The organism is Paenibacillus sp. OAE614 (assembly GCF_040546645.1).
In the GTDB taxonomy this organism is placed as follows: domain Bacteria; phylum Bacillota; class Bacilli; order Paenibacillales; family Paenibacillaceae; genus Paenibacillus_AQ; species Paenibacillus_AQ favisporus.
In genome coordinates this window covers 7324197-7350141 of record NZ_JBEPOD010000001.1, presented here as the reverse complement: position 1 = coordinate 7350141, position 25945 = coordinate 7324197, and the positions used below count along the sequence as shown (strand labels likewise).

27 protein-coding genes and 1 riboswitch are annotated in these 25945 nt (G+C 54.4%); all 27 genes read right to left on the bottom strand.

What is annotated here, in order from left to right; all coding sequences use genetic code 11:
• Positions 1-166: 166 nt before the first annotated feature.
• Positions 167-454 (bottom strand): sporulation transcriptional regulator SpoIIID, encoded by a 288-nt coding sequence (gene spoIIID, locus ABIE48_RS33600; RefSeq protein WP_192716698.1) that lies wholly within the window; start codon positions 452-454, stop codon positions 167-169.
• Positions 455-690: 236 nt separating this feature from the next.
• Complete coding sequence (locus tag ABIE48_RS33595; protein WP_192716699.1) at positions 691-1446, bottom strand: peptidoglycan DD-metalloendopeptidase family protein; 756 nt, start codon at positions 1444-1446, stop codon at positions 691-693.
• Positions 1447-1515: 69 nt separating this feature from the next.
• Positions 1516-2850 carry a stage II sporulation protein D gene (spoIID, locus tag ABIE48_RS33590; protein ID WP_192716700.1) on the bottom strand — a complete coding sequence of 445 codons (1335 nt, stop codon included), beginning with the start codon at positions 2848-2850 and terminating at the stop codon, positions 1516-1518.
• Between the two features lie 561 nt (positions 2851-3411).
• Complete coding sequence (murA, locus tag ABIE48_RS33585; RefSeq protein WP_089549719.1) at positions 3412-4767, bottom strand: UDP-N-acetylglucosamine 1-carboxyvinyltransferase; 1356 nt, start codon at positions 4765-4767, stop codon at positions 3412-3414.
• Positions 4768-5165: 398 nt separating this feature from the next.
• A complete protein-coding gene (locus ABIE48_RS33580) occupies positions 5166-5423 on the bottom strand; it encodes a DUF1146 family protein (RefSeq protein ID WP_076174666.1) in 258 nt (85 codons plus the stop codon).
• A gap of 343 nt (positions 5424-5766) precedes the next feature.
• On the bottom strand, positions 5767-6171 hold the full coding sequence (locus ABIE48_RS33575; protein WP_076174668.1) for a F0F1 ATP synthase subunit epsilon: 405 nt from the start codon (positions 6169-6171) through the stop codon (positions 5767-5769).
• A 53-nt stretch (positions 6172-6224) separates the two neighbouring features.
• Positions 6225-7628, bottom strand: a complete 1404-nt coding sequence (gene atpD, locus ABIE48_RS33570; RefSeq protein ID WP_145028066.1) for a F0F1 ATP synthase subunit beta — start codon at positions 7626-7628, stop codon at positions 6225-6227.
• 248 nt (positions 7629-7876) lie between these two features.
• Positions 7877-8740: an ATP synthase F1 subunit gamma gene (atpG, locus tag ABIE48_RS33565; RefSeq protein WP_076174672.1), complete on the bottom strand. Its 864-nt coding sequence runs from the start codon at positions 8738-8740 to the stop codon at positions 7877-7879.
• A 179-nt stretch (positions 8741-8919) separates the two neighbouring features.
• The gene (gene atpA / locus ABIE48_RS33560; RefSeq protein ID WP_076174674.1) at positions 8920-10434 is read right to left on the bottom strand and encodes a F0F1 ATP synthase subunit alpha; all 1515 of its coding nucleotides are present in this window, start codon (positions 10432-10434) and stop codon (positions 8920-8922) included.
• A gap of 16 nt (positions 10435-10450) precedes the next feature.
• Positions 10451-10999, bottom strand: coding sequence for a F0F1 ATP synthase subunit delta (locus tag ABIE48_RS33555; RefSeq protein ID WP_089549717.1), 549 nt, complete (start codon positions 10997-10999; stop codon positions 10451-10453).
• Positions 10996-11484, bottom strand: a complete 489-nt coding sequence (gene atpF, locus ABIE48_RS33550; protein WP_145028062.1) for a F0F1 ATP synthase subunit B — start codon at positions 11482-11484, stop codon at positions 10996-10998. The genes ABIE48_RS33555 and atpF overlap by 4 nt, the downstream gene beginning before the upstream one ends.
• A 142-nt stretch (positions 11485-11626) precedes the next feature.
• Positions 11627-11851, bottom strand: a complete 225-nt coding sequence (gene atpE, locus ABIE48_RS33545; protein ID WP_036706394.1) for a F0F1 ATP synthase subunit C — start codon at positions 11849-11851, stop codon at positions 11627-11629.
• Positions 11852-11940: 89 nt separating this feature from the next.
• Positions 11941-12750: a F0F1 ATP synthase subunit A gene (atpB, locus tag ABIE48_RS33540; RefSeq protein ID WP_192716701.1), complete on the bottom strand. Its 810-nt coding sequence runs from the start codon at positions 12748-12750 to the stop codon at positions 11941-11943.
• A 30-nt stretch (positions 12751-12780) separates the two neighbouring features.
• Positions 12781-13158: an ATP synthase subunit I gene (locus tag ABIE48_RS33535; protein ID WP_076174683.1), complete on the bottom strand. Its 378-nt coding sequence runs from the start codon at positions 13156-13158 to the stop codon at positions 12781-12783.
• Positions 13151-13405: an AtpZ/AtpI family protein gene (locus ABIE48_RS33530; RefSeq protein ID WP_076174685.1), complete on the bottom strand. Its 255-nt coding sequence runs from the start codon at positions 13403-13405 to the stop codon at positions 13151-13153. Before ABIE48_RS33530 ends, ABIE48_RS33535 begins: the two co-directional genes overlap by 8 nt.
• 177 nt (positions 13406-13582) lie before the next feature.
• Complete coding sequence (gene wecB, locus ABIE48_RS33525; protein ID WP_089549714.1) at positions 13583-14743, bottom strand: non-hydrolyzing UDP-N-acetylglucosamine 2-epimerase; 1161 nt, start codon at positions 14741-14743, stop codon at positions 13583-13585.
• Between the two features lie 15 nt (positions 14744-14758).
• Positions 14759-15388 carry a uracil phosphoribosyltransferase gene (upp, locus tag ABIE48_RS33520; RefSeq protein WP_076174689.1) on the bottom strand — a complete coding sequence of 210 codons (630 nt, stop codon included), beginning with the start codon at positions 15386-15388 and terminating at the stop codon, positions 14759-14761.
• A gap of 579 nt (positions 15389-15967) precedes the next feature.
• Complete coding sequence (gene glyA, locus ABIE48_RS33515) at positions 15968-17215, bottom strand: serine hydroxymethyltransferase (RefSeq protein WP_192716702.1); 1248 nt, start codon at positions 17213-17215, stop codon at positions 15968-15970.
• A 62-nt stretch (positions 17216-17277) separates the two neighbouring features.
• Positions 17278-17892 carry a TIGR01440 family protein gene (locus ABIE48_RS33510; RefSeq protein WP_116233566.1) on the bottom strand — a complete coding sequence of 205 codons (615 nt, stop codon included), beginning with the start codon at positions 17890-17892 and terminating at the stop codon, positions 17278-17280.
• A gap of 21 nt (positions 17893-17913) precedes the next feature.
• Positions 17914-18369 carry a ribose 5-phosphate isomerase B gene (gene rpiB, locus ABIE48_RS33505; protein ID WP_076174695.1) on the bottom strand — a complete coding sequence of 152 codons (456 nt, stop codon included), beginning with the start codon at positions 18367-18369 and terminating at the stop codon, positions 17914-17916.
• A gap of 147 nt (positions 18370-18516) precedes the next feature.
• Positions 18517-18598, bottom strand: a riboswitch (ZMP/ZTP riboswitch).
• A gap of 107 nt (positions 18599-18705) precedes the next feature.
• The gene (locus tag ABIE48_RS33500; protein ID WP_192716703.1) at positions 18706-19293 is read right to left on the bottom strand and encodes a low molecular weight protein arginine phosphatase; all 588 of its coding nucleotides are present in this window, start codon (positions 19291-19293) and stop codon (positions 18706-18708) included.
• Between the two features lie 39 nt (positions 19294-19332).
• On the bottom strand, positions 19333-19893 hold the full coding sequence (locus ABIE48_RS33495) for a manganese efflux pump MntP (RefSeq protein ID WP_076174701.1): 561 nt from the start codon (positions 19891-19893) through the stop codon (positions 19333-19335).
• An 86-nt stretch (positions 19894-19979) separates the two neighbouring features.
• On the bottom strand, positions 19980-21062 hold the full coding sequence (locus tag ABIE48_RS33490; protein ID WP_354520775.1) for an L-threonylcarbamoyladenylate synthase: 1083 nt from the start codon (positions 21060-21062) through the stop codon (positions 19980-19982).
• Between the two features lie 196 nt (positions 21063-21258).
• A complete protein-coding gene (spoIIR, locus tag ABIE48_RS33485) occupies positions 21259-21981 on the bottom strand; it encodes a stage II sporulation protein R (protein WP_145028265.1) in 723 nt (240 codons plus the stop codon).
• A 314-nt stretch (positions 21982-22295) separates the two neighbouring features.
• Complete coding sequence (locus ABIE48_RS33480; RefSeq protein WP_192716705.1) at positions 22296-23492, bottom strand: FtsW/RodA/SpoVE family cell cycle protein; 1197 nt, start codon at positions 23490-23492, stop codon at positions 22296-22298.
• An 83-nt stretch (positions 23493-23575) separates the two neighbouring features.
• A complete protein-coding gene (locus ABIE48_RS33475; protein WP_192716706.1) occupies positions 23576-24814 on the bottom strand; it encodes an FtsW/RodA/SpoVE family cell cycle protein in 1239 nt (412 codons plus the stop codon).
• A gap of 71 nt (positions 24815-24885) precedes the next feature.
• Positions 24886-25932: a HemK/PrmC family methyltransferase gene (locus tag ABIE48_RS33470; protein WP_192716924.1), complete on the bottom strand. Its 1047-nt coding sequence runs from the start codon at positions 25930-25932 to the stop codon at positions 24886-24888.
• Positions 25933-25945: the final 13 nt, after the last annotated feature.

The following is a 25945-nucleotide window of genomic DNA, read 5'->3' as shown; positions in this document are numbered from 1 at the left end:
CATTTCGACAGGATGTGGCAGGAAGTTATGTATTTTTGGGAAAAAGGGATCACATTTTTCGACCTTATACCATCTTTTAACATATCATACTTCAGGGGAGGGTTACAATGGGCACAGGTGTGCCCTGCCGCAAGATCATATGAACCGGGCCCGGAAGCCCAGATGGTCAGACTTTGGCGGAAGCGACGGCTTCCCGTTTCTTTCCGCTGGTCTTTTTATACTTAATCTTGGTCGCTTCGCCTCCCCGGAGATGACGGATCGATTTGTGGTATTCCAGAATGTGCTTAACCTGATCAGCCAGATCGGGATTGATTTCCGGCAAACGTTCGGTCAAATCCTTATGCACTGTGCTCTTCGATACGCCAAATTCCTTGGCAATGGTTCGGACCGTGTGTCTCGTTTCCACGATACAACGACCAATTTTAATGGTCCGTTCTTTGATGTAATCGTGCACGCTCCCGCCTCCCTACTGTGGATAGTTTGGTACATTATATGAGGGGCGTGCCTATATATTCGCGCTTTCCAAGCCTGACAAGCTCCGCAAGGCCCATTTATTTTACGGGCAGCGCAAAATACCCCCGCAAATCGAGGGGGCTGCCAAGAGCCCTTTCCCGCCATTCACAAGGGTTTGCACACAAAAAGGCAGGGATTGTCCCTGCCTTTAGGCTTATTTTTTCTTGACGCTTTCGGTTATTGCTTCGGAAGAACGGTTTCCGGATTGACCGGAGTTCCATTGTCGTACACCTCGAAGTGTACGTGGTTGCCCAGTTCCTTCTCGATTTCGCTGCGTCCGGCGGTGCCGATCGTATCGCCCTGCTTCACGGTGTCGCCCAGTTTAACTTTGGCGTCCGAGAGGCTTTGGTAGACCGTCTTGAGATTGTTGTCATGGGTAATCTCGATTACGGTTCCCGTCAGCGGCGGGTTCAGATCGACGCGAGTGACTTTTCCGCCGAGAGCGGCTTTGACGTCAAACGCCTGATCATCTGCGCGGGCCAGGTCGACGCCGACGTTCGGAGTGAACGTGTCATCGTACTGAACCATCGCGGCTTGATGATTTTCTTCGGTACCATTTTCATCATAGAACGGCTTCACGACTTTTACGTCTTTGGCATTCGCCACCGGCCAAACCATACCTTCGGCATTGGCGGTTACTTCAACAGCATTGTCCTTGGCGTCTGTGGCAGAGTCTTTGCCGGCTGCAGCATCCGAAGCGGTAGTAGATTGCTCCGTTACTTTAGCGGGGTCTTGGGTAAGGTTCTTCTGGCTGGTATCCTGGTAGACCCACACTAAGGTTAGTATAATTGCTGCTGCGGCCACGTAAGCTGCCGGGTATACCCACCGTTTAGACAACAGCTTTTTCCACGAAGAAGGCTGATTTACAGGCTCTCCTTGCACTTTTTTAGGAGCTTCGCCGTGGTTTTGACTACTTTTGTTTTGTTCATTCATATGTTTATCACCTCAGTAACATTGTTACCGGGGCGGAATCTTTTATACGTATCTCTTTATATTATTTTTTCAAGGTTTTGAGAGCAGTTTTGAAGCTTGCATAAAGTCGATGCCCGTATAGTAGTGTTTGAGAATTTGCGTGGCGGTCGACCCTTCCTTGGCCATTCCGTCCGCGCCCCACTGGCTCATCCCGACGCCATGCCCGTATCCGTACGTGGTGATCTGGATGTCGGCCCCCGAGGTCTTCCAAGTAAACTCGCTGGACCGCAGGTTCAGCTTCTCTCTCACTTCCCGGCCGCTGAACACATGACCGCCGATGGAAATCTCTTTAATCCGGTGGCCCTCCGTCGTAGACAAGACCTGAATGAAAGGCTGACCCGTCGATACCGTGATAGCCTGTCCGGCCAAACCGAGCTTGGTGATAAAATCTTTCCGGCTGATCGTGACCATTTCCTTGTACCCCGGTGCCAGCTCTTTGTCCCATGGACTCGCTACGCTGCGGAGATACGGGATGTCTTCCTTCCAATAATCTTCCGAATTTTCGGTATACCCGTTGCTGGTAGAGAAAAAGGATGCCGTAATCGGCTTGCCTTTATAGGTCATGATTGTATTGCGAGTTTCCTGCACCGCCCGCTGCAGCTTGGCCAGCTCCGCGGATTTCCCCTGCGCCTTCCATTCCTTCTCCAATACTTCCTTGGAGATATACGCCTGGTGGCTGACCGTATCGGTCACCATCGCCTTGCGGTCCGGCACGCCGCTCATGTCGCCGTCAACGAGTCGGCGGACGATAAAGGTGCGGGCCGCGATCGCCTGCGCTTTGAGCGCCTCAAGCTCAAAGTCCGCCGGCATCTCGGCCGCCAGCACGCCGGTGACGTAGTCTTCCATCGGCAGCACTTCCACTTGTCCCGTCTTCGTCAGATAGACGGACACGTTCGGCAGCTGCGCCTCCGCTTGCGGCGCGGCAGGCTTGGCCGGTGCCGGCGCCGGAATAGGCGCGGGCACTGGCGCAGGGTGGTGGTGCGTAGACACCACCACCAGCGTGGGCAGCAGCAGCGCCAGTGCGAGCACCCCGCCCGCCCCCCACAGGGCGGCTGGGGGCACCTTGCGGGCGCTGCCCGGGCGGCGCGGCCCTTTGGCCGGGCCGCGGCTTGGCGGCGGCGTCCATGGGCGCCGCCCGTTGGTGTGCCGGGCGCCGCCAGGCGCGCCCGGGGCTTCGGGCCGGAGCGTGCCTTGGCGCTCCGGCCTCGCCGGCGCTGCAGCCTCTGGCGGCTGCGCAGCATGGCCGGGCAGCAGCGTCAGCTGCGGCCTGCCCGGCTTGGGGGCCGTGCTTCTCGGATCATCCGGCGTGAGCGCTTCGCTTCTGGGAGCGACGGGAATTTTTAATTGTGTGCGTGGATCCTTCATATTCTCTCAAACCTCCGTCCATGCTTCGTCCTTCGTTACTAGACCTTCCGGATACCGGCTGCGCGGCGGGCAGATATCGATGGGACGCGGCGCTATCGTCCGCACCCGTCTTCACCGTTTACATCCGATATTCATACATATGAGAGGCTTGAGAGTGATAGAACCCTTTTTAAGAGAAACAGAGATTGTGCCTTCCAATCAGAAGGAACCTTCCATTCCTTAAGAGAACAAATAGGCTGGGTCAGAACCCGATGCCCTGCATCGTATATAAAGAAGTATGAACTGGCCCAGAGCCGAAACGGCCCAGTGACATCGGCAGGATCGTTCATTCACTCGGAAAGCTCTCTTTATAATAAGAAAGAATTTGATTGGGGAGACGAAAACGAAGGAGATGATGGATCGTAGACCAGTCGACGACAGATAAGACCAGGCCGCAACGGGCCTGGTCTTTTCTCAGCTGCTTATGGTGGATGGCCGCGTAGCTCCGGCCGTTTGTTTGTTTACAGTACAATGATTCGTTTCCAGTAAAATGTTCCGCCTATCACAAGATCAAATAAGGACTTACACCCAAGTCGGCTGCACATTCACCAGCTTGACTTCCTCTTCTTTGCTGTCCGCCTCTTTCTTGGCCGCTGCCGGCTGAGTCAAGGTCGGCTCATCGACGGAAATCCGCCAAATATCGGCTCCAAGGCCTTGCAGCTTCTCAGCCAGGTGAACATAGCCCCGGTCGATATGATGCGTACCACTGACCTCTGTCGTTCCTTCTGACACGAGGCCCGCCAGAATCAAGGCTGCTCCGGCCCGAAGGTCGGTAGCGCACACCTTGGCGCCGGTAAGCTTGGCACCGCCGGTTACGATGGCCGTGCGGCCCTCTACCTTGATCTCCGCATTCATCAGCTGGAACTGGTCCACATGCATAAAGCGGTTCTCAAACACCGTTTCGGTCACGACGCTCGTGCCCTCCGACTTGAGCAGCAGCGCCATCATTTGCGACTGCATGTCGGTCGGGAAGCCCGGATACGGCAGCGTCTTGATATCAACCGCTTTAAGCGGATGGTTCGCCTTTACGCGTACGCCGTTTTCGCCTGGTTCGATCTCAACGCCCATCTCCTCAAGCTTGGCAATCACAGGACCTAGATGATCCGGAATCGCGCCTTCAACGTACACGTCTCCGCCGGTAATCGCGGCCGCCACCATGTAGGTGCCTGCTTCGATTCGGTCCGGAATGACCGTATGCTCGGTACCGTGCAGCTTCTCCACGCCTTCGATCCGGATAATACCGGTACCGGCGCCGCGCACTTTCGCGCCCATGCCGTTCAGGTAGTTCGCCAAATCGACAATTTCCGGCTCTTTCGCCGCATTTTCGATCACCGTCACGCCTTCAGCCAGCGTGGCGGCCATCATAATATTTTCAGTAGCACCTACGCTGGCCACGTCCAGATAGATCTTGGCCCCGCGCAGTCTGCCATTACTTTTCGCTTCAATGTATCCTTGTCCCAGGCTGATTTCGGCACCCAGCGCTTCAAAGCCCTTCAGATGCTGATCGATAGGTCTTGTACCGATGGCGCACCCGCCCGGCAGTGAAATCCGCGTATGGCCCATTCTCGTAAGCAGAGGACCCATGACCAGAAAAGACGCCCGCATCTTCCGCACCCACTCATAAGGTGCCTCACATGAGGAAATCGTTTGGGCATTGACCCTCATTACATCCTTTTCATATGTAATGACTGCACCTATGGATTCCAATACTTTACTGATTGTAATTACATCGTCAAGAGGAGGCGCATCGATAATGATGCTTTCTCCTTCTTCCCCAAGAAGAGAGGCAGCGATGATCGGAAGAACAGAATTTTTTGCCCCGCTGACTTTCACGCTTCCGGTCAGTTTATTGCCACCGCGGACGATAAATTTGCTCATCATGATTCCCTCCGCGTCCAATTTTTCCTTTATTTCTGGATATTCAAGAAATTACATTGCTAATTCCCTAACTTCCATCATAACACTGACCTTTTGACGGATACAAGCGTTTTTTGGCGAATATGCTCCGGAGGAACTATCGCTTCAAGCCGGCCGGCATCAGGGCACGCTAAGCGGGATGAGTTACGAAATCAGACTTTTTCGGCTCCAGGTCCACATCTTTTTTAAACGTGTAAGGCTTTCCTGCCACCATCGGCAAGTGGAGCCGTCAGCCTCACCTAAACTGTTCTTTTTCATTGTTGACATAAAAAAATGTTATTATTCGACATCTTTCAACCATGTTCAGTTGCTGAAGTCCTACAAGCAGCCTATCAGTGATATAACCAAACGTTGACCGGTTAAAACATATACCGGATCATGTTGCTCCAGCCGATATAATCGAGCAGAAACTTAGCGACGAAATGCCCCAGTACCACCGCGAGCAGCAGCTGCAGCAGCTTCCCTTGAGCTCCCTTCGGATGCCTGATAAACAGGTCCAGCTTCAAGTTCTGGAGCGCCCACCACGACAAACCGATGCAGAACAAAGACACCACAATGGACATCAGACCGCTGACTCCGATGGTGCTTGATATGTTCTGTGATACGTCCGAATCCATGCCCTTACCTCCATCATCACTTGATTTAAAAAAAGAATAACGATGAACGCTGGGTGTCCCTTCCAGCAACCAAGCTCATCAAGGGACTATTATATAATACTTGCCTTGACCTCAAGAATCCAGTTCCAATTCCTTTATTTTTGAATAATTTATCGTAAAGCGCTTTCTGTCTAATTTCCTCGGAAATAAATAGGTCATTTGGACTAGTCAGCACCAATATTCTATATGGAATAGGGGGATTGTATGACAGAAGAATCCCCTGGTTTCATAGGAACTATACCTTCGGTTTTTCCCGTTTCAATAAAAAAGCCTGTCTCTTTAACGAGACAGGCTCTCTGTACTATTATTTACGACCGGCCACATTGATCCGGTTAATCGCTTTTTGCAGGGCCATTTCCGCACGGCGGAAATCGATCTCATCCTGCTTGCCCGCTGCCAAACGGCGCTCGGCTCGCTCTTTGGCGGCACGTGCGCGTTCAACATCGATCTCTTCAGGAAGCTCTGCGCTCTCAGCCAGAACGACAACCTTGTCTTTACGTACTTCAACAAAGCCGCCGTTAACCGCGATCTCGGTGGTTTTCTTGCCGCTCGTCACGGCAATCGGAGCAACCCGCAGCGGGGTGACCAACGGAATGTGGTTCGGCAAAATGCCGAGCTCACCCTCCACACCGCGTACAACCAGGCTGTCCACCTCTCCGGAATAAGCCACGTGGTCCGGTGTGACGATTTCCAATAAAAAGGTGCTCACTTACATCCCTCCCTGAATGCTCACTTCGGAAGCAGTTAGCTCCCGGCAGGACACTATTCCAACGTCTTCGCTTTTTCTACGGCTTGTTCAATCGTTCCAACGAAGAGGAAGGCTGCTTCAGGAAGGTCGTCGTGCTTGCCTTCGAGAATTTCCTTGAAACTGCGGATCGTTTCTTTAACCGGTACATAAATACCCGGCATGCCGTTAAACGCTTCTGCCACGTGGAATGGCTGGGACAAGAAACGCTGTACGCGGCGGGCACGGCCTACGATCAGCTTGTCGTCCTCGCTAAGCTCATCCATACCGAGGATGGCGATGATATCCTGAAGCTCGTTGTAACGGGCCAGGAGACGCTTAACGCCTTGAGCGACGTTGTAATGCTCTTCGCCTACGATTTCTGGCGTCAGGATCCGGGAACTCGATGCCAGCGGATCCACCGCCGGATAGATACCCATCTCGGAAATTTTACGCTCCAGGTTGGTCGTTGCGTCCAAGTGGGCAAACGTTGTAGCTGGAGCCGGGTCCGTATAGTCATCCGCAGGCACGTAGATCGCCTGGATCGACGTAACGGAACCTTTTTTCGTGGAAGTGATCCGCTCTTGAAGCTGACCCATCTCGGTTGCCAGCGTTGGCTGGTAACCTACCGCGGAAGGCATCCGTCCGAGAAGGGCGGATACTTCGGAACCGGCTTGGGTAAAGCGGAAAATGTTGTCGATAAACAGCAGCACGTCTTTGCCTTCTTGATCACGGAAGTATTCCGCCATCGTCAGACCTGTCAGTGCCACGCGAAGACGGGCGCCCGGCGGTTCGTTCATCTGTCCGAATACCATCGCCGTCTTGCTGATAACGCCGGAATCGCTCATCTCGTGGTACAGGTCGTTACCTTCACGGGTACGTTCACCTACACCCGCGAATACGGAAATACCACCGTGTTCCTGAGCGATGTTGTTGATCAATTCCTGGATCGCAACGGTTTTACCTACGCCGGCACCACCGAAGAGACCGATTTTACCGCCCTTTTGGTAAGGAGCGAGAAGGTCGATAACCTTGATCCCTGTCTCCAGCATTTCTGCTTGGGTCGACAGTTCGTCGTATTTTGGTGCTTCACGGTGAATCGGGCTGGAAACCTCGGAAGTCACTTCGCCCGCTTCGTCGATCGGCTTACCCAGTACGTTAAATACGCGTCCAAGGGTAGCGGATCCTACCGGAACTGTAATTGGGCCGCCCAAATCAACAGCCTCCATGCCACGAACAAGCCCATCAGTGGAGGACATGGCAATACAGCGCACCATGTTATCGCCCAGATGGTTTGAAGCTTCCAGAGTCAAGTCAATCTGGCGTCCGCCAGCGACTGTGCCCTCAACTTTAATTGCATTGTAGATTTCCGGTAGTTGACCTCTTTCGAATTCGATGTCGACAACCGCACCCATAATGCTGACAACGCGTCCTTTGTTCATCTTTTTTGTTCCCTCCTACAAGTCTGCTGTATTCGCAAACCTAAATCGTAAGCCATGCGGCTTAACGGTATGCTCCGTGCAAGGTTCTATTATGAAATATAGATCATGTCTATCGCAGGTAACCGAAGCCGACAGACCGATTAAGGATGAGTTTGCTGCTGAAAACCAGGCGGGGCTTCTCCATACGCGGACAAGCACCCCCGGGTTATGAAAACTGATATTCGAAAATAAGACACCGTCTAAAAATCTTATACCTGAGCGTTCGCACCAGATACGATTTCCGTAATTTCCTGCGTGATCGCCGCCTGACGCGCACGGTTGTAAGACAGCGTCAATTCGTTGATCAGCTTGGTCGCATTCTTCGTCGCCGCGCCCATCGCCGTCATCTTGGCACCCAGCTCACTCGCTTTGGCGTCCAGCAGTGCGCTGAAGATCAAGGTTTCGGCATATTTAGGAAGCAGCGCTTCCAGAACGGCTTCCGGAGACGGCTCGTATTCGTAGCTGGCCACCGGAGAAGCTGCGGATTCCATGCTGTCCATCGGCAGGAGCAGATTGGCTTCCGGAATTTGCGTCAACGCGTTCACAAAGCGGTTGTAGATGACGTACAGCTCATCGATTTTGCCTTCCTCAAACTCGCGGACCGCTGCGGAAGCGATCGACTTGATGTCGGCAAACGATGGCGTATCGGACAAGTCCGTAACCTCTTTCACAATCGGAAGCTCTCTGCGGCGCATGTAGTCGCGGCCTTTCCGTCCAATCACAAACAATTCGTACTCGTCGTTGGACTTATGGCGCTCCTTAATCATCGTCGAGACAAGCTTCAACACGTTGGCGTTCGAACCGCCCGCAAGACCGCGGTCGGAGGTGATGACCAGGTATCCGGTTTTCTTCACGGGACGTTTCTCAAACATCGGATGCTTGATGCCTTTGGTACCGGACGCGATGCTGGAGACCACTTCCTTCAGCTTCTCGGAGTAAGGACGGGAATGCTGCGCCATTTCCTGGGCTCTTCTCAGCTTGGAGGCAGCGACCATTTCCATCGCCTTCGTGATCTGCTTCGTGCCTTGAATACTTTTGATCTGACGTTTAATTTCGCGTAATCCTCTTGCCATGTTTTCACCACCTTCAAGCTTTGACGAAGTCAAAGCTAACTTCGTAAGCGAAACTGAACTTTAGCAATGCTAAAGTTACTTCGAAAGCATTTACTGAGCTTTGACATCGTCAAAGCAGACTTCGATGCACATATCTAAAAAGATGAACCCGAGCCTTTCGGCCCGGTTCACGTCCAGGCTTACGCCATCACAGCAAAGCCTCTTTTAAATTTATCAATAGCCGCTTTCAGAGCCGTTTCGTTGTCGGCAACCAGATCTTTGGTATCGCGGATGGATGCCATGATCTCAGGATGGTTGCTTTCAAGGAACGCCAGGAATTCGCTCTCGAAACGACGGATGTCGCCGACAGGAATGTCGTCCAGGTGTCCTCTGACTGCCGTGTACAAGCTGGCTACCTGCTGCTCAACGCTGAGCGGCTGGTTAACCCCCTGCTTGAGGATTTCCATCAGTCTCGCACCACGGTTCAAACGGGCCAGCGTGGATTTGTCAAGGTCGGAACCGAATTGGGAGAACGCTTGAAGCTCGCGGTACTGGGCCAGATCCAGCTTCAAACCGCCGGCGACTTTTTTCATCGCCTTGAGCTGCGCGGAGCTACCTACCCGGGATACGGAAATACCTACGTTGATCGCCGGACGCTGTCCAGCATAGAACAGTTCGGACTCAAGGAAGATCTGTCCGTCCGTGATCGAAATAACGTTGGTTGGGATATATGCGGATACGTCGGACGCCTGTGTTTCAATGAAAGGCAGAGCGGTTAATGAACCACCGCCGAGTTCATCGGACAGCTTCGCCGCGCGTTCCAGCAAACGGGAATGCAGATAGAATACGTCACCAGGATAAGCTTCGCGGCCTGGAGGACGTCTGAGGAGCAGGGACAATTCGCGGTATGCCGCTGCCTGCTTCGACAAGTCATCATAGATGATCAAGGCATGCTCGCCTTTGTACATGAAGTACTCACCCATTGCACAGCCCGCATAAGGAGCGATGTACAAGAGCGGAGAAGGCTCGGAAGCCGATGCGGTAACGACGATCGTGTAGTCCAGGGCGCCGTGACGGCGAAGGTTTTCCACGACGTGCGCAACCGTCGATTGCTTTTGGCCGATGGCGACATAGATACATTTCACGCCATTGCCTTTTTGGTTAATGATCGTATCGATCGCGATTTGGGTTTTACCCGTTTGACGGTCACCGATGATCAGCTCGCGCTGTCCGCGGCCGATTGGCACGAGAGCGTCAATCGCTTTGATACCGGTTTGCATTGGCTCATGAACCGATTTACGGTCGATAACGCCTGGCGCACTGCTCTCAACCGGACGATAAGCAGAAGCTTCGATCGGTCCTTTGCCGTCCACTGGCTGACCAAGCGGATTGACAACGCGTCCGAGCAGAGCTTCCCCAACAGGAACCTGCATGATGCGTCCGGTACGTTTCACTTGGTCGCCTTCTTTGATTTCTGTGTAAGGCCCGAGGATAACGACACCTACGTTGCTTTCCTCCAAGTTCAGCGCAAGGCCTACGACACCGTTGGCGAACTCGACGAGCTCACCGGCCATAACATTGTCGATCCCGTGAATACGGGCGATACCGTCACTTACTTGAATAACGGTGCCGACTTCGGCCACTTCGATGTCAGATTTATATTGTTCAATTTGACTTTTAATCAGCGTACTGATTTCTTCAGGTCTGATACTCAAGTGTCTTCACCCCTATCTACTGTGCTAGTCTGTTAAAAGACTTTTCAAGCCGTTCCAGCTTCCCTGCCAAACTGCCGTCGTACAGCATATCGCCGATGACGACTTTTACACCGCCGAGCAGATTTTTATCAATCACGTTGGTTACGCGAATTTTCTTCTTAGCCAATGCTCCAAACTCCGCGGCAACCGTTTCGATTTCCTGGTCGCTCAGCGGATAGGTGGAGTACACCGTGGCGTCGGCAAGTCCAAGGCTTTCGCCTTCGATCCGGACGTAGCTGTCCAGCAGGTCGGCGAACAGATCCGCTCTGCCCCGCTCGATCAGCATATCAACGGTGTTCATGACCGGCTGGGATACTTTGTCTTGAAGGGCCTTCTTCAGCACATCCAGTTTCACCGATACGGCAATGTTGGGCGTGGAGATAAAACGGCGGATCTCGTCATCCTGGGTAATGGCCCCAACAACGGCCTTGAGCTCCTGCTCCACTTCCAGCGTCTTCTGCTGCTGCGCAGCCACTTCAAACAGCGCCTTCGCATAACGCTTGGCTGCTATTGTCTCCCGGCTCATGGTCTGCCCCCTACCTCTTTAAGGTACTGGTCCACGAGCTCTTCCTGAGCTTTGTCGCTGCTGACTTCCTTCTCAAGCAGCTTGGATGCGATCTTCACGGATACGGCGCCCAGCTCGCTGCGCAGCTCCTGAACCGCCTTGTTCTTTTCGCTTGCGATATCGCGGACAGCGTCCTCTTTAATACGAGAAGCTTCTGCCTTGGCTTGTTCCATAATTTGGTCAGCCTGCTTGCTGCTCGTTTGTCTGGATTGTTCGATAATGTCGTAAGCCTCTTTACGAGCATTTTCCAGAGCTTTTTTCTGCTCTTCTACGTAAGCAATGGCTTGTTCGCGGGTTTGTGCCGCTTCGTTCATTTGACTCGTCACAAGCTCACGGCGCTTCTCCATAATGGAGAACAACGGACCGAAAGCGTATTTGCTCAGAAGCCAATACAGAATCACAAACGCAATCAATGCCACAATGAAAGACGAAGGGATAATAGTCAATCTAGTCACTCCTTTCCGGTGCACGTTCAGTCTTGTTCATCAGACAATCAGATAAGGAAGGATCCAAGAACCTTCCTTATCTGACGGCTAAAAAGAAGGCGCGGATGGCCGTGGCCTTCCCCGCCAAACCTTACTGCTTAAATTAAGCTCCTGCGTAGAACAAGAACGCGAGTACGACACCGATGATTGGAAGGGCTTCGACCAGACCTACACCGATAAACATTGTCGTTTGAAGCGTGGATTTCGCTTCTGGCTGACGAGCGATACCTTCAACCGTTTTACTTACGATCAGACCGTTACCAATACCTGCGCCAAGTGCGCCCAAACCTACTGCAATCGCAGCTGCAAGAAATGCCCAAACTCCCATTTGTAAAATCCTCCTTAGAGATGTGTATTTTATTATTATTTATGTTTAGTTAAGAGTGAAGAAAGAAAACTCCAAGCTTAACTTTGAAGCTAATGTTCGTGCTCGTCGTGGCTCTCGATCATCTGAGAGATATAAACCATCGTCAGGATCGTAAATACGAAGGCCTGAATGGCGCCGACGAAAATACTGAAGCCCTGCCAAACGACGAGACCGAGCACGGAAGCGATGTATCCGCCTACGCCGAGTGCGGTCAGTTTCAACAGAACCGAGATCAGCACTTCACCCGCGAAGATGTTACCGAATAGACGCATGCCCTGCGTCAGCAGCTTCGCAAACTGCTCGATAACGTTAATCGGGAAGAAGAACCAATAAGGTTGGAAATAGTGCTTGAAATAACTCTTTGTATTTCTGGTCATTCCAAGGAAGTGCGATAGGAAGAATACGATAAACGCGAGTCCCATGGTAACCGAAGCATCAGCCGTCGGAGATTTCCACCAGGCGATCTCGACTTCTTCTACATCCGGATGCTTTGCAAATTCTTGTGTAACAGAAACGAGTTCCTTACCAAAGATATGAGCATGTTCCGGATCATGAACGCCTGTGACGATACCAAATGGAAGACCCAAGAGGTTGCCGACGAAGATAAACATAATAAACGTCAATCCAAGGGACAGAAAGTGCTTCCCCTTCTTCCAATCCATCGTGCTGGAAATCAGGTTCTGGACGAATTCCACCGTCCATTCCATGAAATTCTGCAATTTCCCCGGGTTTTCGACTGACAAATTACGGGTTGCCAGCTTCGCGATCACAAACACGATTACGGAGGTTACGATGAGCATCAGGATTGTGGAAAGGTCGAATTTTATGCCGCCCAATTCAATAATCGGTGATGTATGCATGTTTTTCTCACCCCTTTCTCAGTTGAAGGTCTACTCCTGTTTACGAGACAATCGAATCCCTATGAATAAGAGAAGAAACTGTGCCAATACCAGTGTTGCCGCAACGGCATACAGGTTAAACGTCTCCGGCCTTTGATAGGCCACAACGACGGCCAGCACACTGAGGGCTGCACGGGTCAGAAAACCCATATTTACTCTCTTGCCGCCCCCGCCTTCGACTGAATCCAACACTTTTTGCACTTTATAGCCCAAATAAAAGCTATTGGCAAGGCTGACACTGGAGCCAAGCACCATACCCAGCGCTATACTCCGGTATTGCGGGAAGACAGCAGCACCCAAGAAGCAAAGAGCCAGGAAATAAAGTGTCGCTCTAGTCAATACCCTGCGGTATTTCCATAGTTCACTCATCACTTTCCCCCATGACTGCCTTGGTGATCATAAAAACGCTTACGCCGCCAATCGCCAGACCCAGCAAAACTCCGAATGCGATCCAGAGTCCGGGTCCTCCCCAAATCTTGTCCAGCCAAGAGCCGAGATAAAAGCCCCCTAAAGTACATGCAGCCAGATCGATTCCGATGGCGCTTACAAGGCCCGCATACTTCAGAGGGCTTGCAGCATTTTTATTGGATTTTTGCGGCTTATCAGGTTGATTCATCTCTGTCCACCCTCTAATCCCAGTTCATTTTACTGAATGACCCGAGAGTTTGTCAATTGAACAAATCCGTGTCGAAACTGGCTGGAAATGTGACTAAAATCACTGCAAAAAGTCCGCAAATCCGTGTCAACCGTACAGTTTAACTGTATGCTGTACTCTTTGCCCTCAGAATATGGCTTAACTTTCCTTTGTGAACATTCTGTGAAATTGTTCCGGACGTTCATTTTTGATGCCAAAATGATGCAAAATCGCGTCGACAATCCGCTGGGACGCCTTGCCATCTCCGTATGGATTTGCGGCGCCACTCATCGCGTTATAGGCTTCCTGATCGGTCAGCAAATGCTTCGTCCGTCCGTACACTTGTTCCTCATCCGTTCCGACCAGCTCGAGCGTTCCCGCCTCGATCCCTTCCGGACGCTCGGTCGTGTCACGGAGGACCAGCACCGGTACACCGAAGGATGGAGCTTCTTCCTGAAGACCGCCGGAGTCCGTCAAGATCAGATGCGTATGCGGATAAAAATTGTGCAAGTCTACAACATCCAGCGGTTCAATCAGCTTAATTCTTGGATGATTGCCCAAAATTTGATGCGCCGGTTCTTTGACCGCCGGGCTTGGATGGACCGGATACACGATGGCGATATCATCGAATTCGTCAGCGATCCGCTTCACGGCACGGAAGATGTTCAGATGAGGCTCGCCCTGCGATTCGCGCCGGTGCGCCGTCATCAGGATCAGCCGTTTGCCTTGCGCCCAGTCGAGCACCGGATGGTGATAATCCGACTTGACGGTGTACTGGAACACGTCGGTAACGGTATTGCCAGTCACGTAAATGTGGGACTCGTTCTTGTTCTCCTTCTTCAGGTTGCCTGCAGACCAGTCTGTCGGGGCAAAATGAAGATCGGCAAGCACGCCGGTCAGCTGCCGGTTCATCTCCTCCGGATAAGGGGAGAGCTTGTTCCACGTTCTCAGGCCCGCTTCGACATGTCCTACCTGGATCTTCTGCAGGAAGGCCGCATAGCTGGCCAGGAAGGTCGTCAGCGTGTCTCCGTGTACCAGAACGATATCAGGCTTGGCCTCTTTCAAAACCGGCTCCAGGCCCTGCAGAACGCGGATGGTCACCTCATTCAGCGTCTGGTTCTCTTTCATGACGTCCAGATCGAAATCCGGCGTAATCTTGAACACCTCGAGTACCTGATCCAGCATCTGACGGTGCTGGGCCGTTACGCAGACGACGGATTCGATATGTTCGGGATGCTTCTGCAGTTCTAAGATGAGCGGAGCCATCTTGATGGCTTCCGGGCGCACCCCGAAGATCGTCATCACTTTAATTTTTGACATATGGTTTCCCTCTCCTTACTTGGTTCCGTACAGCCGGTCTCCGGCGTCTCCCAGTCCCGGAATGATATAGCCGTGATCGTCCAGCTTCTCGTCCAGGGCCGCCACATAAATGTCCACGTCAGGATGGGCTTCCTGCACGGCTTTGACCCCTTCCGGCGCGGCGATCAGGTTCATCATCTTGATCTGGGTGCACCCCCGCTTCTTCAGGACGTCGATTGCGGCAATAGCCGATCCACCGGTCGCCAGCATCGGATCGATGACGATCAGCTCGCGCTCGGTCACGTCCGTCGGCAGCTTCGTGTAATACTCGACAGGCTGCAGCGTTTCCGGATCGCGGAACAAGCCGACATGTCCCACCTTGGCGGCGGGAATCAGCTTCAGCATGCCGTCGAGCATGCCGAGCCCGGCGCGCAGGATCGGAATCAGCCCGAGCATGCGGCCCGCCAGAACCTTGCCGTCCATCTCAGCGACGGGTGTCTGCACCTTGACCGACTCGAGCGGAACCTCGCGTGTAATTTCGTAAGCCATTAAGGAAGCAACCTCATCGACCAGTTCGCGAAAATCTTTCGTGTTCGTCCGCACATCGCGGATAAATGTCAGTTTGTGTTGAATCAAAGGGTGATCACAAATCACCAGTTTTCCCATGTTAGTCCCTCCGGTTAAATCGTAAGTCTAAGTGCTGTCATTGCCGGTTAGTTAAATGCCCATTCGCATACGATACATGCAAGTACACAAATCTTATTTATTATATCATTCCTGGAAATGAATTTGCACCCAAGAAAGATATGTTTATTCTGGCCCAAAGATCAGCCGGCTTAAACGTTAAACGAAAGACCGCGCAAGGGAACCTGCATGGTGTAAGCACCCCGTAAAGACCCGCCAATCTAACATCTGCCCTTCGCATCTACCAGTCTTAAATCTAGCAGCTCCCTCTGAACTACTATATAAAAGCCACTCTAAGAGTGTGAAGGCATACATCCGCTATGACGGCAGAAAGGTGTATTGACCTATACGGCTTCTGAGAGCGAAAAGAAAAACGTTTTATCGGCGTACATTCTCAGAAAACAGAAGGCGTTTAGCGGGAGTTTCTTTTGCGAGATCAGGATGGTTAGCCTCGAAACCTCGGAAAATCTCTATTTCTTATCTCTAAAAAAAGGGACCGGAGAACATTTCCCCAGTCCCTTATTTCCTCACAGACATTTACTTCTCAAGATCTGTGTCCTATTAGTAGTTAAGTTCAGGATACAGCGGATATTGATCCGTCAGTTCCTTCACCATCGCCGCTGCTTTGGACAGCACGGCTTCGTCCTTAGGCGACTTCAGCGTCATGGCGATGATTTTGCCGATCGCCACCATTGCCGCTTCATCCATGCCGCGGGAAGTCGCAGCCGGCGTACCGATCCGGATTCCGCTCGTCACGAACGGGCTGGTCGGATCGAACGGAATGGCGTTTTTGTTGACGGTGATGCCCACGGAGTCCAGCACCTTCTCGGCGTCTTTCCCTGTAATGTTTACGCTGCGGGTATCCACCAGCATCAGGTGGTTATCTGTGCCGCCGGATACGATGTTCAGGCCTTCGCTGATCAGCGTCTCAGCCAATACTTTGGCGTTCTTCACTACGTTTTCGGCATAGGTTTTGAACGATGGGTCCAGCGCTTCGCCCAAGGCTACGGCTTTGGACGCGATAACGTGCATCAGCGGACCGCCTTGCGTGCCCGGGAAGACGGCCTTGTCGATGGCCGCAGCCCAAGGCTGCTTGCACAGAATCATACCGCCGCGTGGTCCGCGGAGCGTTTTGTGCGTTGTCGTCGTGACAAAATGGGCGTGAGGCACCGGGTTCGGATGAAGCCCGGCTGCAACCAGGCCCGCGATATGAGCCATGTCGACCATGAACAGCGCGCCTACGTCATTGGCGATCGAAGCGAGAGCTTCGAAATCAATCGTACGCGGATAGGCGCTCGCACCGGCGACGATCAGGCGCGGACGATGCTTGAACGCAAGCTTACGGACTTCGTCATAATCAATGAGGAACGTATCTTCCTGGACCCCGTAAGCGACGAAGTTGTACAGCAGACCGGAAGCGTTCACCGGGCTTCCGTGCGTCAGGTGTCCGCCATGGGCAAGGTTCATCCCGAGTACGGTATCCCCTGGTTTCAGCGCTGCCAGGTATACGGCCATGTTGGCCTGAGCGCCGGAGTGCGGCTGCACGTTGGCATGCTCGGCTCCGAACAGCTCTTTCGCACGGTCACGGGCAATATCTTCAACGATATCGACGCGCTCGCAGCCGCCGTAGTACCGCTTTCCCGGATATCCTTCGGCGTATTTGTTCGTGAGGACGGAGCCCATGGCTTCCATAACCGCTTCACTGACAATATTCTCCGATGCGATCAGCTCGATGTTCGCACGCTGACGCTTCAGTTCCAAGTTCATGGCCTCGAGTACAGCCGGGTCCTTCTTACGCAATTGATCCATGTTAATAGTTCCTCCCTTATTGGAATTCAAAATAAAATGTTTGTTTCAATCATCCGCTCATGTTAATCGCAAAGATCTGAACTGCCGCCGTCACGGTCGGCTCTGCCGGCTTCTTCATCCAGACGGTACACCGCCCGTTCGCCGCCGATCAGCTTGGGCCGCGTGTAGGCCGCATTCACGCGCGCGTGCCCCACATAGCGCAGGGTCGGGCGGAAAGGCACCGCCACACGCCGCAGATGCATGCCGATCATCGTCTCGCCGATGTCGATGCCCGCGTGAGCTTCGATCGCTTCGGCCAGGCAAGGCTCCTTCATGGAACGGTAAGCAGCGGCAGCCATAGAGCCGCCCGCTTTCGGAACAGGAACGGCGGCGACCTCGGTTAAACGAAGGCGCTCCAGAACGGAACGCTCCATCACAAGCGCCCGGTTCAAATGCTCGCAGCACTGAAACACCGTGTCGAAGCCGAACTTGGCCCGGACCTCGCCGATCGCCTGCAGTAGCTCCTCAGCAACCCCGAGTGCCCCGGAAGTGCCGATGCGTTTCCCGGCCACCTCACTGGTGCTCGTTCCGACAACCAGTACCTTACCAGGGCCAAGCCCTGCGGCTTCCACCAGCTCATGAAGGATTTGGGATACCTGTTCTCCCAGCGAAACTTCCAATGGACTGCCACCTGACATGCTTTCCATGAGAAAACCTCCCTAATTGTGCAGATACCGCTCTTCAATCGCTTTAATCTTGTTCACGCGCCCGACATGACGCTCGCCGCCGCTGAACTCCGTGCCCAGCCAAGCCTTGACGATTTCCTGGGCCAGACCCGGACCGATGACGCGTTCACCCATCGCCAGCACGTTGGAGTCGTTATGCTCCCTGGTGGCGATCGCCGAGAACACATCGTGGACCAAGGCGCACCGGATGCCCGGAACCTTGTTCGCCGCGATGCTCATGCCGATGCCTGTTCCACAGATCAGGATTCCCCGGTCGGCCTCGCCTTTGGTAACCAGCTCGCACACAGGGAGAGCATAGTCGGGATAGTCCACGGAATCCGTGCATCCGCATCCCACATCCGCAACTTGATGCCCCATTCCTTCGATCACGGCAATGATGTCTTCTTTCAAACGTATACCCGCATGATCTGTTCCAACAGCAATTTTCATCTTTCGAAAAACCTCCTAAAATTTCGCGCAATACAGAGAAACGAATCTAGCGCTCCCCGGTATTCCCGTGACTTCTTGTACCATTATAACTCATTTGCAGCCACTAGACGAAAAAAAGAGCAGTCCGCGGATCATTCCGCAGAATTGCTCTTTTGCCCAGGCGACCGGCCGTATATTCCGGTGCTCCATCGTGGTTGGATCCACATTGTCGCCAGTTACACCGGAACCGATGTTTTTCACCTTCATCATAAAGCATGACGCGATGAAAATCAATCTGCAAATTTACTCCATTTTTTCAACTAGGCTTCCGCCCAAATGCCAAACTAAGCTTCTTCCTTAAAATGTACGGAACGCCTCCAGCTTATCCAGCAGCCGCTCGATGGCGGCGCGGATTTCTGCGGCGGTTACATCGTAATCGTCGCGGGATCCGCCGAACGGGTCCGAAATATCAAAACTCGGGATCCGCTGCTGGATCTCGATCAGCCGCTCCCGTTCCTCGTCCTCCAGCTGCTGCCCGAGCGCCCGCTTCATTTCCCAGGTGGCGTACAGGCTGTCGAGCTCCTGCAGGTCCTTGATCACGTTCTCGTCATCTTCGGTGTATTCCTTCAGGGTATAAATTTTGTCAGCCGCGAGCGGAAAGCTCCGGATCACATGCTGCTTATGCCCCTGGGTCAGTGTCAAAATCAAATCCGCCCAATCCACCGTGTCGGCCCTGAGCGGCTTGGCGGTCAAATCCTCATCGATCTCGTGGTCCCGCAGCACCGCTTCCGCATGGCGCGAGATGGGTGTCCCTTCAAGGGCGGCCACGCCGGCCGAACGGACTTCGAGCGGAACGCTGCGCTCCTTGGCCAGCTTGCGAAGCAGAGCTTCGGCCATCGGGCTGCGGCACGTGTTTCCCGTACAGACAAACAAAATATGCTTCACGTCTCTAGCACCTCCCGAAGTGTCTTTGCCGATATTGTATCAAAAGATAAAGGCGAGGCCAAATGCCAGCAAAATCGCGCCGCCAAGGGCCTCCCCGTATTCGCCGAGATTCCGGCTTACCCTCCTGCCGAGCAGAAGTCCAAGCACGGCCATCGCGCCTCCGCAGATCCCGAAAGCCAGTACGGTCAGAATCCGATTGCTCTCAAACATCCCCAGGGATACGCCTACCGAAAAGGAGTCAATGCTGACGCTGAGCGAAAACAGCAGCATCCCCAGCAAAGAGCGGTGATCCACCATTCGCGTTTCGCTTGTTTTGAAGGAATTCAGGACCATGTGTCCGCCCAGCAGCACAAGCAGCCCGCCGGCAACCAGGGCGGCAACTTGTCCGAGCAGCGAACTGACGTAATATCCCATAAACATTCCCAGCAGCGGCATCAACACATGGAAAAGGCCGATCAGCAGGCTGATCTTGAGAATATGCAGCAGCCGGATTCCTTTCATGCCGATTCCTACGCCCAGAGAGAATGCATCCAGTCCTAATGCGACGGCCATTATCATGATTGTCATTAGCTGCCCTAAACCGGCAGAAGTCTCTAACATCCCTATTCCCCCATGTCCGTTAGGTTCTTGTACAACCATATGCGGACAAGAGGTAAATGATGTCTCTTAATAGGTGCGGCGAGCGGTCACAAGCGGACAATCCGCTGTCCGGCGGCCTTGCGGAGCCGGTTCATGATGGCGGCGCCCAGACCTTCTTCCGGACAGGCTTCCGACAAAATAAACGTCACGCCTTCTTCATCCATGCGGCGAAGAGCGGCGTACAGCCGGTGGGCGGCTGCTTCCAGCCCGGCAAGACTGCCGAGGGACTGCACGCAATCCGCGGCGTAACGGCCGATGTGCTCCTCGAAAGCCATCACGCCGGTTCTCTCCCCGCGTGCCGCCGCGGCCTTCAGCTGCTCATCGATCCAGTCGGAGACCTGCTCCGGCGTGCCGCCCTGCACAATGGTGAGCGCCCCCTTGGGAGCGTAGTGCGTATATTTCATGCCGGGCGATTTCGGTGCGGCGATCTCCTCTTCATCCGGTGAGCGTTCGATCCCCGGATCGGTCGTCACCGCTACCCCGGAAGCGGCGGCCAGCTGCTCGCTCGTAATGCCGCCGGGCCGGAGAACGGTGACGCTGCCATCCTCCTGGACCTGTACGACGGTGGATTCAAGGCCGACCCCGGTCGGCCCTCCGTCCAGAATACCGTCGATCAGCCCGCTCAAATCTTCCTCGACATGGCTCGCGAGCGTCGGGCTCGGCCGTCCCGAGCGGTTGGCGCTCGGCGCCGCCACCGGACAGCCGGATTCACCGATCAGCTTCAGCGCGATCGGATGGTCCGGCATCCGGATGCCGACCGTCGTCAGCCCCGCTGTTACCCGCGGGGACAGCACGCCCGGACGGAGCGGCAGCACCAGCGTCAGCGGACCGGGCCAAAAGGCCGCCATCAGCCGACGCGCCGTATCGCTGACCTCCGTCACGAGCCCGCCCAATTGGCTTGCATCCGCAATGTGGACGATGAGCGGATTGTCGGACGGACGGCCCTTGGCCTTGAAAATCGCCTCGACAGCCTCCGTATTCCGGGCATCCGCCCCAAGGCCGTAGACGGTTTCGGTCGGAAAAGCAACGGTACCGCCATCCCGTAGAATGGCGGCTGCCCGGCCGATCGACTGCTCTGCACGGGACACCGCTTCCCTCTCTGCTTCTGCGGCAGCGGTGCTGCGTCCCATCAATACGGTCACATCCCATACCGGTGTGGCATGGCTCTTATTTGCATCATGGGTGGAAGGAGCGCCTCCTCCATCCTGCCCTTGGTTCAAACCTTTCATCGCTGTTCATTCCTGTCATCGAAATTGGTATGTTATATTATAGCACATCTGCAAAATCTCCATGACGCATGCCCTTGGACAGGATGGCCGCTAGTTCCTAAGCGAACAGCCCCGTCAGCCAGGACCACAGCCCGGAGAGCATGTCTACCAGGAAGAAGCGAACTTCCGGCTGGGAAGCATCGGCAGCTGCTTTCCCGGAAGCTTGAACGGCTGCAGTATCCGTCACCTTGGCCGACGCAGTGGTCACGGCACCCTTAGCGTCAACCTTGGCATCCGCAGACTGAGCCTTGGCATCGGCGGGCTGAGCCGCAGCATCTCCGCTGGCCGCATCGATGAAGCAGAGCGGAGGGAACAGCACGCACCACCAATTTTGACCGTTGCCTGCCCCTAATGTGATCCGCAGTGCTTCATAGTTCCCGGCTGGATACACTGTACCTCCGTACAGTTTGGTCGGAAACGGCACGATACCAAGTTCAACATTGTAATCGTAATGAATGCCTCTCTTCTCCAGCTCACGGCCCACCAGATCGTTCAGTTCCGGCAAATGCTCCCGGATCGTCGTTCTCGCCTGATCCAGGCTTTGCGGGTCCTCAAGCTCCTGTACCCAACCGTTCATCTCCGCTACCACGGCATCGCGAATCTCGCGTTTGACCAGCTGGTCATCCGGATTATCGGAATTGGCCAGGATGCGCAGGCGGATGGATTCCTGCGGAATCGGCCCGCCGGCCACGGCCGCGTCGGTCTTTTGGCTCTCCCACATCATGGCGATCATAAACAAAATACAAAAAATAATGGCGGTATCCTTCACCAAGTCGCGCAGCCAATCTTGCCCTCTATATTTCCCCTGCTTCATCGTCTTTTCCATTTTCCCCGGGCCCCTCTCTATCAGAACAAATCTATGATAGTTCTCAGTATGTCCGGGAATGGTAGAGTCTAAACCTAGCAATCTATATATAGATTGAATTAAAGAAATCCAACTTTGGCACGGGTATTCCCCTTGGAAACAAGGAATGAAAAGAAAAACTCGAATTCATCTTATCTAGTATTTCTACGAGCTTCTTACCCACAAAAAAAGACCGCCTTCCCAAGCCCGAGGACTTGTCGAAAACGGTCGTTTCTTGTAAATCATCAGCTTCACATGCCGGCTTTCGCCTGTCCGCCTTGAGCAGCAGTCCCCTTAGCCGGGGTCAGCATCTCGTCGTCCACTTCCTCCCCATGAACGCGCACGCTCATGACGATACCGATGCTCGCCATATTGATCAGCAGCGAGGTTCCGCCGTAACTGATAAACGGCAGCGTAATCCCGGTCAGCGGCATCAGGCCGATAAAGGCGCCGATATTTTCGAAGATCTGATAGAGCATCATTGCGATAATGCCCACGATCAGAATCGGCCCTGCCCGGTCCCGGCACTCGAGACAGATCAGAATCATCCGGTGGATCAGGATAAAATAGAGCAGCAGCACGACCGATGAACCGACGAAGCCGAATTCCTCGGCGATTTCCACGAAAATGGAGTCCGAATAAGTATACGGCACGCGCCCGGATTGAACCGAGGACCCTTTCATATACCCTTCACCCACCATGCCGCCGGATGCGATCGCCAGCTTGGCGTTTTTCGTATGATAGGACGCCTTGGCCGTCGCCTTATCCGGCACCAGCCACGGATCGAGCCGCTCGGTCCAGTGCTCCCGTTTGATGTCTTTCATAAACTTCTCAATATTGTCGTGAAAATGAATATACGAAAGAATACCCCCGACGGCGACGGCCGCCAAAATCACCAGCGCAATCAGCGCATGCCAAAACTTGATGTTGCCGATCCAGAGCAGTCCGAGCAAAATCAGAACGTAGCTGAGCGCGTTCCCGAGGTCATTCTGGATCATAACGAGCGCAAACGGCACGAACGTCAGCAGTCCGATCGGGACCACGTCATGCCAGAACGAGAGCCTCGATTTATTTTTGCGCATAATGATATATGTCAGAAAAATAATCAGGATGAGCTTGAACAGCTCCGCAGGCTGCAAGCTGAAGCTTCCCATCTTGATCCAGCCCTGGGCGCCGTTGACGTCGGTCCCGATGAAGTTAACCGCAACGAGCAGGGCCAACCCGAACAAATACAGATAAAGCGCATATTTGACAAGCAGCTTGTAATCGACGATAACCAGCCCGAAAAATGCGATGAAGGCAAGCACGTAAAACTCGATCATTTTAATATGGGAACCGGCAAACTTCGTCCCCTGTGTGACACTGTAAATGGACATGATGCTGATGCCCATGAAAATCAAAAGAATAAAAACGACGACATAATCCACTTTTTTCAGCTTTTGAAGCATGGCTATCCTCCTGTGCGGAGCCTTCCGCTCCTCGTTGCCCCTGATGCGTACCTGTCTATTGTAATAGAACAGCCATGCCATATTCAATTCCTGTTAAATCCATCCCGGATGAGGCGCAGAATTTTGCCCGTCCCTGTGGCCGGAGCCGGTTCGTTCTGCAGCGGGAGCAGCTCCTCTTCCTCCTGCCCGTGAATCCGGACACTCATCACCACCCCGATGCTGACCATGTTGATCACCAGTGAGGTGCCGCCATAACTGATAAAAGGCAGCGTAATGCCGGTCAGCGGCATCAGACCGATAAAGGCGCCGATGTTGACAAAAATCTGGTAAATGAACATCGTGATAATGCCTGTAATCAGGTATGGCCCCGCCCGGTCGCGGCAGTCCGCGGAAATCAGAATCATCCTGTGGATCAGAATAAAATACAGCAGCAGCAGCGCCGACGAGCCGATAAATCCGTACTCCTCGGCAATCTGGACGAAGATCGAGTCGGCAAAAGCCAGCGGAACCCGGCCGTCGGACTGGATCGTCGTCCCCTGCATGTACCCCTTGCCATCCAGACCGCCCGACCCGATCGCCAGCTTGGCGTTGTAGGTCTGCCAGCTGTCGTCACGGGAAGCTTTGTCCGGAACGAGCCAGGGGTCAAAACGAGCGATCCAATGCTCGCGGCCAATGGACTTGAACAACTTCGCCGCCTCGTCATGATAATGAATGTACGCCTGAATTCCGCCGAAGATGGCGGCAAAGGCCACGGCGAACCCGATCAGCGCATGGACATACCGGATACCGCCGATCCACAGGAGCCCTACCAGAATGAGGAGATAGCAGAGCGCGTTACCCAAGTCGTTTTGCGCCATCACCAGCATAAGCGGAACAAAGGTGAGGAGCCCCATCGGAACGACATCCCGCCAAAAGTACAGGCCGCGGGACCGGTCTCGATTTTTCCTCAGCAGTAGGCTGGACAGAAAAATGACCAGGAACAGCTTGAACAGCTCGGCCGGCTGCAGGCTGAGTCCCCCGGGAAGGGTGAGCCAGCCGCGGGCACCGTAGTATTCGTTACCGGCAAACAGGACGAATAAGAGCAGCATCAGGCCGAAGATATACACGTACAGTGCATATTTGATCATCAGCTTATAATTGACGAGCGAAGTCGCCAGAAACCCTGCAAAGCCGATGACGTAATAGACGGCCATCCGCACCGAATAATGATCGGTTTTGGGCCGGCCGGCGGTGACGCTGTATATGGAAGTCAGACTGAATGCCATCAGGCAGAGCAGCACCAGCATGACGGCGAAATCCAATTGTTTCAGTTTGCGCAGCATATCCTTTCCTCCAGGGAAAACATAGGTAGTTCCATTGTAGAGGAAATTGGGTCAAAAAGAAAATAATGGGATCACCGGCGGACGCCGATAACGTGGCGGTCAATGCCGGCGAGGTCCGGGATGATCATAATCTCATCCCAATGGCCCGCCTGGCGGAGCAGGTCTGCGACCTCGCCCGCCTGGCCGATGCCCAGCTCGAATCCGATGAGCCGGGGCGGCTCCTGCAGCAGCGGCAGCTGCTGCATCATGATGCGGTAAGGCGCGAGCCCGTCCGCTCCGCCGTCCAGCGCCGTGCGCGGCTCATGGTCGCGCACCTCGGGCTGCAGGCCGGGAATATCGGCCGCAGGAATGTACGGCGGGTTCGACACCAGGATGTCGACCCGCCGCCCCGCAAACGGCTCCAGCAGGTTGCCTTCTTCGAAGGCGACCTGGGCGCCGTTTGCTTCGGCGTTACGCGCGGCGACCCGCAGCGCGTCCGCCGAGATGTCGCTGGCGTAGACGCGCCAGCGCGGGGCGTGCAGCGCCAGCGTGACCGCGATGGCGCCGCTGCCGGTGCCGATGTCGGCCGCGACCAGCGGGCGCAGGCCGTCCGCGGTGCCGGTATCGCCGCCGGACGCAGCGGCTGCGCGGCCCTGTGCCGCCGGACGAGCCGCTTCGCGGTCCGGCAGCTCCGCGTCAGCCGGCCCCGGAACGCGGCCAGCACCCTGCCCTTGCGGCGGCTCCTGCTCCACCGCAGACGCCGCTCGCTCAGCCGGTGCCGCCCCCTGCGGCCACAGCCGCGCGGCCTGCTGCAGCACGGCCTCCACGAGCAGCTCCGTCTCGGGCCGCGGGATCAGCACGGCGGGCGTCACCTGAAAGGGGATGCCGTAGAACTCCTGCTCCCCGATAATGTATTGGGCCGGTTCGCCCGCCGCCTTGCGGGAAATCACTTCCTCCCAGGCCTTCTGCCGCTCAGCCGGGAACGGATCGGGCAGCGCCATGTAATAGGCCGCGCCGGACAGGCCCAGCACATGCTCCAGCAGCAGCTGGGCGTTCCGCTGCGGCTCCATCACTTCATGCGCCGCTAAAAAAGAGGAAGCCTCCGCAAAGGCTTCCCGTATACTCTGCTTTGTCGTCATCACAAACGTGCTT

Excerpts from the sequence above, each read along its gene's own strand:
- ABIE48_RS33510 (WP_116233566.1), bottom strand. The coding sequence starts at position 17,892 with ATGTCAGGTGGCAGTCCATTGGAAGTTTCGCTGGGAGAACAGGTATCC.
- glyA (WP_192716702.1), bottom strand. The coding sequence starts at position 17,215 with ATGGATCAATTGCGTAAGAAGGACCCGGCTGTACTCGAGGCCATGAAC.
- wecB (WP_089549714.1), bottom strand. The coding sequence starts at position 14,743 with ATGTCAAAAATTAAAGTGATGACGATCTTCGGGGTGCGCCCGGAAGCC.
- spoIID (WP_192716700.1), bottom strand. The coding sequence starts at position 2,850 with ATGAAGGATCCACGCACACAATTAAAAATTCCCGTCGCTCCCAGAAGC.
- atpD (WP_145028066.1), bottom strand. The coding sequence starts at position 7,628 with ATGAACAAAGGACGCGTTGTCAGCATTATGGGTGCGGTTGTCGACATC.
- ABIE48_RS33470 (WP_192716924.1), bottom strand. The coding sequence starts at position 25,932 with ATGACGACAAAGCAGAGTATACGGGAAGCCTTTGCGGAGGCTTCCTCT.
- ABIE48_RS33595 (WP_192716699.1), bottom strand. The coding sequence starts at position 1,446 with ATGAATGAACAAAACAAAAGTAGTCAAAACCACGGCGAAGCTCCTAAA.
- atpG (WP_076174672.1), bottom strand. The coding sequence starts at position 8,740 with ATGGCAAGAGGATTACGCGAAATTAAACGTCAGATCAAAAGTATTCAA.
- ABIE48_RS33480 (WP_192716705.1), bottom strand. The coding sequence starts at position 23,492 with ATGCTTCAAAAGCTGAAAAAAGTGGATTATGTCGTCGTTTTTATTCTT.
- ABIE48_RS33530 (WP_076174685.1), bottom strand. The coding sequence starts at position 13,405 with ATGAATCAACCTGATAAGCCGCAAAAATCCAATAAAAATGCTGCAAGC.
- atpE (WP_036706394.1), bottom strand. The coding sequence starts at position 11,851 with ATGGGAGTTTGGGCATTTCTTGCAGCTGCGATTGCAGTAGGTTTGGGC.
- ABIE48_RS33555 (WP_089549717.1), bottom strand. The coding sequence starts at position 10,999 with ATGAGCCGGGAGACAATAGCAGCCAAGCGTTATGCGAAGGCGCTGTTT.
- ABIE48_RS33495 (WP_076174701.1), bottom strand. The coding sequence starts at position 19,893 with ATGTTAGAGACTTCTGCCGGTTTAGGGCAGCTAATGACAATCATGATA.
- ABIE48_RS33475 (WP_192716706.1), bottom strand. The coding sequence starts at position 24,814 with ATGCTGCGCAAACTGAAACAATTGGATTTCGCCGTCATGCTGGTGCTG.
- rpiB (WP_076174695.1), bottom strand. The coding sequence starts at position 18,369 with ATGAAAATTGCTGTTGGAACAGATCATGCGGGTATACGTTTGAAAGAA.
- ABIE48_RS33490 (WP_354520775.1), bottom strand. The coding sequence starts at position 21,062 with ATGGGACGCAGCACCGCTGCCGCAGAAGCAGAGAGGGAAGCGGTGTCC.
- ABIE48_RS33580 (WP_076174666.1), bottom strand. The coding sequence starts at position 5,423 with ATGGATTCGGACGTATCACAGAACATATCAAGCACCATCGGAGTCAGC.
- ABIE48_RS33535 (WP_076174683.1), bottom strand. The coding sequence starts at position 13,158 with ATGAGTGAACTATGGAAATACCGCAGGGTATTGACTAGAGCGACACTT.
- upp (WP_076174689.1), bottom strand. The coding sequence starts at position 15,388 with ATGGGAAAACTGGTGATTTGTGATCACCCTTTGATTCAACACAAACTG.
- murA (WP_089549719.1), bottom strand. The coding sequence starts at position 4,767 with ATGAGCAAATTTATCGTCCGCGGTGGCAATAAACTGACCGGAAGCGTG.
- atpB (WP_192716701.1), bottom strand. The coding sequence starts at position 12,750 with ATGCATACATCACCGATTATTGAATTGGGCGGCATAAAATTCGACCTT.